The organism is bacterium (assembly GCA_020440705.1).
Classification (GTDB): domain Bacteria; phylum Krumholzibacteriota; class Krumholzibacteriia; order LZORAL124-64-63; family LZORAL124-64-63; genus JAGRNP01.
On the sequence record JAGRNP010000168.1, the window covers coordinates 1 to 6,469 of the forward strand.

At 69.6% G+C, this 6,469-nt stretch carries 6 protein-coding genes; 3 read left to right on the forward strand and 3 right to left on the reverse strand.

Features of this window, described 5'->3' with window-relative positions; all coding sequences use genetic code 11:
• Both KDM41_16690 and KDM41_16695 read left to right on the forward strand, forming a co-directional pair.
• Positions 1-268, forward strand: a 268-nt coding sequence (locus KDM41_16690) for an SDR family oxidoreductase (protein ID MCB1185064.1), incomplete at its 5' end; no start/stop codon positions are given.
• A complete protein-coding gene (locus KDM41_16695) occupies positions 268-783 on the forward strand; it encodes a hypothetical protein (GenBank protein MCB1185065.1) in 516 nt (171 codons plus the stop codon). The genes KDM41_16690 and KDM41_16695, both read left to right, overlap by 1 nt.
• A 93-nt stretch (positions 784-876) precedes the next feature.
• Here KDM41_16695 and KDM41_16700 read toward each other — a convergent pair whose 3' ends face one another.
• Both KDM41_16700 and KDM41_16705 read right to left on the reverse strand, forming a co-directional pair.
• Positions 877-1,524 (reverse strand): hypothetical protein, encoded by a 648-nt coding sequence (locus KDM41_16700; GenBank protein MCB1185066.1) that lies wholly within the window; start codon positions 1,522-1,524, stop codon positions 877-879.
• Positions 1,525-1,722: 198 nt separating this feature from the next.
• Entirely contained in the window at positions 1,723-2,109 is a 387-nt protein-coding gene (locus KDM41_16705; GenBank protein MCB1185067.1) for a hypothetical protein, read from the reverse strand.
• Positions 2,110-2,288: 179 nt separating this feature from the next.
• Between KDM41_16705 and KDM41_16710 the strand changes: the two genes are divergently transcribed.
• The gene (locus tag KDM41_16710; protein MCB1185068.1) at positions 2,289-4,376 is read left to right on the forward strand and encodes a S9 family peptidase; all 2,088 of its coding nucleotides are present in this window, start codon (positions 2,289-2,291) and stop codon (positions 4,374-4,376) included.
• A 121-nt stretch (positions 4,377-4,497) separates the two neighbouring features.
• On the opposite strand, the gene KDM41_16715 is transcribed toward KDM41_16710, so the two are convergent.
• Positions 4,498-6,469 (reverse strand): PD40 domain-containing protein (locus KDM41_16715; GenBank protein MCB1185069.1); only part of this gene is annotated, 1,972 nt, incomplete at its 5' end.

The window sequence follows — 6,469 nt, forward strand, 5'->3', positions numbered from 1 at the left end:
CGCCGGCGTGGACAACCTGACACACACCCTGGCGTTCGAGTGGGCGCCGATGGGCGTGCGCGTGAACGCCGTCGCGCCGGGGTTCATCGCCACCGAGATGGTCATGGCCATGCCCGAGAAGGTGCGCGACATGATGGCCGAGAAGACCCCCCTGCAGCGCCTGGGCCAGCCGACGGAGATCGCCCGCGCCTACCTCTTCCTGGCCAGCGACGAGGCCGCCTTCGTGCACGGCGCCGTGCTGAGCGTCGATGGGGGGCTGGTGGCCTGATGGAACAGCAGAACGCCCGCATCGTCGCCACCGCCCTGCACGCCCCGGACCGGGTGGTGCCGAACGCGTGGTTCGACGCCCACCTGGGCGAGGACGTCAGCACCTGGCTCGAGGAGAACCTCACCATCCGCGAGCGGCGCTGGTGCGCCGATGACGAGAGCACGGCCGACCTGGTCACCGCCTGTGCCGGCTTCGTCACGGCCCTGGACATGGGCGCCAGCGACTTCAACCGCTACTGCTACGCCGTGGCCGAGAACGTCGAGGCCATGCTCGACGGCCCCGTGCTCGACCGCCTGGGCGAGATCCGGCAGCCGACCCTGGTCCTGGCCGGCGAGAACGACAACCTGATCCCCAACCGCTTCCTGCACGGCGGCCACACTCGCGACGTGTTCACGCCGGGCGTGGCGGCGATGCCGGACGCCGAGCTCGTCATGTTCGCGAAGTGCGGGCACTTCGTGCAGTTCGAGAAGGCGGACGAGACGAATGCGGCGGTGAAGGGGTTCCTGGGGCGGTAGGTGGGGTTCCGACCTAGCGAAGAAAAGAGGCGCTCCCGTCGGGGCGCCTCTTTTTCGTCCCCCGCGCGATCCGGGGTATGCGTGCTTCCGGGACTAGCGGAACAGGGCCTTTACGCCGCCCCAGCTCGCGGCCGACGTCGCGACCGGCTGGTTGGAAACCTCCAACGTGAACGCCGCGGAAAGCGAACCCGCGGCCTTCGCCGGGCCGAAGATGCCGACGAGGTGGCTGACCTGGAACAGGTACTCGTGGCCGGCCACGAGGACGTCATCGAGCACGAAGTGCCCGGGCCCGGCCACGTCGAGGCCGCCCTCGTTGGTGGTCAGATCGAAGAAGAACAGCTCGCCGCCGTCGAGGGTCACGTCGAGGGACATGAAGGACGTCTCGGATACCGTGAACCGGATTCCCGTCAAGGCCAGGGCTTCCAGTTGGCCGTTGAGGCTCCCGGACGTATCGGACACTTCAGACAGGTAGCTTCCGCTTACGGACAGGTCGGCGCCGGCGACGACGACCGAGGACTCGTGGATCGACCTCGCGTGGAGATCACCCACATCGATGGCCAGGTCCTGGGAGTAGGGGCCCGACAGGTCGGACCGGTGATCGATGAACTGCGAATCCACCCCGCCGAGATCGAAATAGCGCACTTCCGTCCGGCGGTCCAGGAAGTCGATCGAGATGTCGGCGAAGGCGAATCCGCCGAGGAGCAGGAGGAACAGGGTCGCGAGCAAGGAACAACGTTTCATGACAACATCCCCTTCGTTGTCCGGCGGCCCCCCATGGACCGCCCCGAGTCCATGACGGTAGGGACTCGCCGGGCGAGAATCAACCCCGGCCCCGGCGCTCTCCGCCGGACGGGTCGGGATCTCAACACGAGGGGTCACGCCGAACCAGCCCGGATGGCCGCATCTCGAGTTGAGGACCTTACGCAAGGCCGCGGGCCTCTATGGTGTGTCGCCCCGCCCCGCCAACCACCGCGCCCGCGTTTGCCCCCGCACATCGGCCAGATACGCCTCCGTCGGCTCCCCGCTCGACGCGTTCCCCTCGAGCACCGCGTGGATGTGCTTCACCAGCACCTGCCCGACCGCGTGCAGGGCGTCGTGGCGGTCCAGCCCCTCGGCCTGCAGGCGCGCCATGGCCTCCTGCACTTCGACCACGCCCGTCAGCAACTGGTTCTCGATCACCACGTGGATCACGGCGTGGAGTTGTGCGGCGGGCAGGTCGATGCCCGCTTCGGCGTGGTGGTGCCTGACCAGGGCGATGCGGGCGTCCTCGTCGAGGGCGAACCACGCGCGGGAGGTCGGGGCGACCAGGGGGTCGTAACGGTCCATGGGGCGACGCCTTTCGCGGAGATCGGGGGCTCAGGGCCCATTCTACCCCCGAATTCCCACGCCGACGAGGGCCGATCGCAGCCGCCAATTCCCTTGACCCGCTCCCGACCGCCGCCCCATCTTTGTCCGGCCCCCGCATGAACCCCGGCGCGCGTCCGCGCCCGAACCAAGGAGCCCCGATGCGACTTCCGAAGATCCTGCTGAACGCGCTGCTGGCGCTGTGCCTGCTGCTGCCCGCGGCCGCCGCCCTCGGCGCCGACGAAGACCCCTACCTGTGGCTCGAGGAAGTCGACGGCGAGAAGGCCCTCGCCTGGGTTACCGAGCGCAGCGCGGCCGACCAGGCCGAGCTCGAGGCCGTGCCCGAGTTCGCGCCCATCCACGAGAAGCTGCAGGAGATCTTCACCTCCAACGACCGCATCCCGTACCCCAGCGTGCAGGGCGACTACCTCTACAACTTCTGGCAGGACGCCGAGCACGTGCGGGGCATCTGGCGCCGCACGACCCTGGCCAGCTACCTGTCCGACGCCACCGAGTGGGAGACGGTGATCGACGTCGACGCCCTGGCCGAGGCCGACGGCGAGAACTGGGTTTGGAAGGGCGCGCAGGGCCTGTACCCCGACTACGACCTCTACCTGGTGAACCTGTCGCGGGGCGGCGGCGACGCCACGGTGGTGCGCGAGTTCGACGCCCGCACCAAGGAGTTCGTGAAGGGCGGCTTCGAACTGGCCGAGGCCAAGAGCCAGATCGGCTGGCGCGACGAGAACGCGGTCTGGGTGGGCACCGATTTCGGCGAGGGCAGCCTGACCGAATCCGGCTACCCGCGCATCGCCAAGCTGTGGCTGCGGGGCACCGACCTCGCCGAGGCCAAGACCGTGTTCGAGGGCAAGACGACCGACGTGTCGGCCGGGGTCTACACGATCCACACGCCCGATGGCGACTACGACATGGCCTACCAGACGCCGGAATTCTTCCGCGGCAGCTACTTCCTCATGCGCGATGGCAAGCCCGTCGCCCTGCCGATTCCCGAGGACGCCGACCCCCAGGGCATCTTCAAGGGCCAGTTCATGTTGAAGCTGCGCACGCCGTGGCGGCCGGCCGCGGACGAGTTTCCCGCCGACGCCCTGCTGTCGATCGACCTGGAGAAGTTCCTCGCCGGCGACCGCGACTTCGAGGTCCTGTTCACGCCCGAGGCGCGCGTCTCGCTGGGCCGGGTCGCCAACACCGCGAACATGCTCCTGCTGAGCACCCTCGACAACGTGGCCAGCCGCATCTACAAGCTGACCCGCGAGGGCGGCGCCTGGCAGCGCAACGAGATCGCCCTGCCCGGTCTCGGCACCGCCGGCATGCTCGGCATGAGCGACTCGAGCGACGACTTCTTCTTCACCTACACCGACTTCCTCACCCCGTCGAGCCTCTACTACGTGGCCGCGAACGAGGCGCCGGTCCAGGCCAAGTCGTCGCCCGAGTGGTTCGACGCCACCGGCATGGAGGTCGTCCAGTACGAGGCCACGGCCAAGGACGGCGTGAAGATCCCCTACTTCCTCTTCACGCCCAAGGGCTACGAGGCCAACGGGAAGAACCCGACGCTGCTGTACGGCTACGGCGGCTTCGAGGTGAGCATGCGGCCGAGCTACTCGGCGACCGTCGGCACCTCCTGGGTGGAGCGCGGCGGCGTCTACGCCCTGGCCAACATCCGGGGCGGCGGCGAATTCGGTCCGGACTGGCACAAGGCGGCCATGCAGGAGAACCACCAGACGAACTTCTCGGACTTCATCGCCGTGGCCGAGGACCTGATCGCGCGCAAGGTCACCTCGCCGCAGAAGCTGGGCATCGCGGGCGGCTCGCAGGGCGGCCTGCTGGTGGGCGGCACCTTCGTGCAGCGTCCGGACCTCTTCGAGGCCGTCGTCTGCCAGGTGCCCCTGCTCGACATGAAGCGCTTCAACAAGCTGCTCGCCGGCGCGAGCTGGATGGCCGAGTACGGCAACCCCGACACCGACGACTGGGACAACTACATGAAGTCCTGGTCGCCGTACCAGAACGTGAAGAAGGACGTCGACTACCCGAAGGTCTTCTTCTTCACCTCGACCCGCGACGACCGCGTGCACCCGGGCCACGCCCGCAAGATGGTCGCCAAGATGACCGACTACGGCCATCCGGTGTACTACTTCGAGAACACCGAGGGCGGCCACGCCGGCGCGGCCAACCTCAACCAGCGGGCCTACATGTGGGCGCTGACGTACGCCTATCTGTGGAAGATGCTGAAGTAGGGCTCCGGCCGGACCGGACCGGACAGGTACACGACGCGCGACGGCCGGCGGGGCGATCCCGCCGGCCGTTCATCGCCCCGCTTCCGGTTGAGATCTCAACAGATCGGCGAACCGACGCGGCCTACCGCGCCCCCAGCTTCGCCCGCACCTCGCCGCCCCACCCCGAGACCACCCACAGATCGGCCTTGGCCTCGCCGGCCGCCGAAACCGCGATCCACACGGCCCGCTCGCCGTCCGGCATCACGTCGTAGGCGTGGTTGTAGGTGGCGTCGTCGACCGGGCCGGTGAAGGCCGGCTCGGGCAGGCCGGGGTCCAGGTTCGCGCCAGGCGTGACCCCGACGGACATCACCTGCCGCTCGCCGAGGAAGTAGAGAGTGCGCCCGTCGTGCGACCAGCTGGGATCGTGGCCGCCCTCGACCGAGATCTGCACCCGGTTGCGTCCGTCCGGCCAGGAGATGACGTACACCTCCTCGCGGCCGGACTCGTCCGAGTCGTAGGCCACCCAGCGGTTGTCCGGCGACATGGCGCCGTTCTGCTCGCGGAATCCGGAGGTGATGAACGGGATCGGTTCGCCGCCCTGCTCCAGGTCGATGGCCCACACGTCACGCCCGTTGGTCAGGGCGTTGACCAGGAGCCAGCGGCCGTCGCGCGAAATGGAGGTCGGCGCGACCTCGATCTTCTCCTGCTGGTAGAGGGGGCGCGTCTCGCCGGTGCCGTCGGGGCGCCGTTCCGCGACGATGAAGGTCGATCCGAGGTCGTAGCGGAAGATGATGCCGCCGGTGACCGGGTTCCACAGGGGGTTGTGGGCGTCCTCGTCGACGGTGATGCGGACGCGGGTGCCGCGCGCGAGGTCGTAGTTCCACAGCACGCAGTTGGGCGTGCGCACCTCGCGCACCAGGATGTGGCGCCCGTCCGGCGAGACCCGCGGCTGGGCCCAGCTCGCCTCCTCGGGGAAGACCGGCGTCATGCGGCCGTTGCGGTCGACGAAGCTGAGCGCGCGCCGCGCGGCCATCAGGCCACCCGAGGTGCTCCGGTTGAAGATCAGGGTGCCGTTGCGGGAGATCTCGTAGCAGCCGCGCAGCATAGTCGCCGCGGGCACCTGGGTGAGCACGCTGAAGGCGTCGCCCCGCAGGGTCAGGGTGGCCGGGTCGATCCGGCTCGCCATGACCTCGGAGCCCGAGTTCCGGAACCAGAGCAGGATGTCCGGCGGCAGGAACTGCGGCGACGAGCCCTGGATGCCGAGGGCGCGGCGTTCGCCGTTGGCGAGATTCATCGCCGAGAGGCGCTCGCTGCCGGTGGTCTCGGCGGTGTACACGAGCCAGTCGGTGCCGGGCACGCGGAGCGCGTGGTAGGTCTGGGTCTCCTCGTCGGTGACCGGCACGATCGTCTCGCGCGGGCCGCCGGCTTCGGGCACCCGGTGCACGCCGCGGTCGGTGGCGTTGCTGCCCCCGCCGCTGAAGTAGATGTAGCCGTCGTCGGCCCATTCGATGTGGGTCGCCATCATGTCGCAGTCGGCCAGGCGCTGGGGCGCGCCGCCCTCGACCGGCACCTTGTAGAGCACCCGCTCGCCGATCTTGAGGTAGGCGAGCCAGCGGCTGTCCGGCGAGAAGGTCGGGTTCGAGGCGTCCTCGGTGCCGACCAGCCGGCGCTCGCCGAACTCGTCGAGGCGGCGCAGCACGATGGGCTCGGTGCCGGACAGGCTGATGGGCACCCAGGCGACCGTCTGGCCGTCCGGCGAGAGGGCGGACAACGACCAACCGTTGAAGCCCGCGCCCGCGATCACCTGGCGCACCACCGGCACCGGGGGCACCTGCACCGAGTCATGCCCGAAGCGCATCCCGGCCACGGCGGCCACCGCGACGAGCACCATCAGCACCGGCACGAGCCAGCGCGGCAGGCCGCGCGAGCCGCCGTCGGTCGTCGCCGCCGGGTCGGGCTCGTCCACCCCGGCCATCAGCTCGAGCCGCAGGTCGTTGATGTCGTGCAGGCGCTCCTTCGCGTCGCGCGCCAGGCAGCGCGCCAGGCCGCGCCGCACCGCGGGCGACACGCCGGCGGGCAGGGCGTCCAGGCCGAGGTCGCGGGTGAGCACGGCG

Bases quoted from the DNA above. Each gene is read 5' to 3' on its own strand.
- KDM41_16695 (MCB1185065.1), top strand. From the start codon at position 268: ATGGAACAGCAGAACGCCCGCATCGTCGCCACCGCCCTGCACGCCCCG.
- KDM41_16700 (MCB1185066.1), bottom strand. From the start codon at position 1,524: ATGAAACGTTGTTCCTTGCTCGCGACCCTGTTCCTCCTGCTCCTCGGC.
- KDM41_16705 (MCB1185067.1), bottom strand. From the start codon at position 2,109: ATGGACCGTTACGACCCCCTGGTCGCCCCGACCTCCCGCGCGTGGTTC.
- KDM41_16710 (MCB1185068.1), top strand. From the start codon at position 2,289: ATGCGACTTCCGAAGATCCTGCTGAACGCGCTGCTGGCGCTGTGCCTG.